General features: G+C 35.7%; 1 protein-coding gene. It reads left to right on the forward strand.

The genetic code is table 11. From position 1 onward, the window contains the following. A partial coding sequence (locus ACYQ2O_RS12455; RefSeq protein WP_459796733.1) for a group II intron maturase-specific domain-containing protein occupies positions 1-361 on the forward strand: 361 nt, incomplete at its 5' end. Between the last annotated feature and the right edge of the window lie 540 nt (positions 362-901).

The raw sequence follows: 901 nt of genomic DNA on the forward strand, positions 1-901 counted from the left end.
TAAACGAGCAGGGAAGTTTGATGAGATTGTCAAAGAAATAAACAGCAGAACAAGAGGCTGGATTAATTATTTCGGCACAGGCTTCATCAAATCATTCGTGAAGAAAGTGGAGCAATGGCTGCATCACAGAATCAGACAACTTGTTCTTAAGCGATGGAAAAAGATACGAACTAAGATTAACAGATTAGAACGTTTAGGTCTAGATATAGATAGTGCTAAACGTATTGGTTTTTCACGCAAGAAATATTGGCGATTATCCAAAACGCCCGAGGTTCATCGGGCACTTACAACGAAAAGACTCTACCAGTGGGGTTTAGTTTCACTAAACCAACTGGCAGAGTCTGCTTACTTAAGATATTGAACCGCCGTATACGGAACCGTACGTACGGTGGTGTGAGAGGACGGTAAATAAATTAATTATTTACCCCCTACTCGATTGTCGATAATTTTATTATTCAATAAGCAATTAGTAATATCAGTTATATCTACTATCTTTTTTTCTAATAAGGGATTGTAATAGTTGAATATAGAAGCTTTCATATTCATAAATAACAAGAATTATTGTGAAATATCCAGTTGCTTTCTCAAAAGTGGACGTACGGAGTGAACGGGAGACAAGTAGGATGCTGTTAAAAAAGTGATATAGTCAAAAATCAGGATGTAACAGAATTGTAAAAAATCTATTTTATACGCTACATATAAACTGTTAAGGGGGTAAATACGACTATTATGTGAAATAACTGTGGAAATACATGAAACATTACTATTAATCTGTATTGAACTACTCCACCTTAAATCCTAAGGGATTTTGAAGATGGAGATTCCTAAGAACTCCCACCTATTGGTCGGATATTGATTAGGCTAACTCTGTAGTCCCTACAGTTCTGGAAGTTAAAATACG

This window comes from Alkalibacterium sp. m-11 (genome assembly GCF_054658155.1).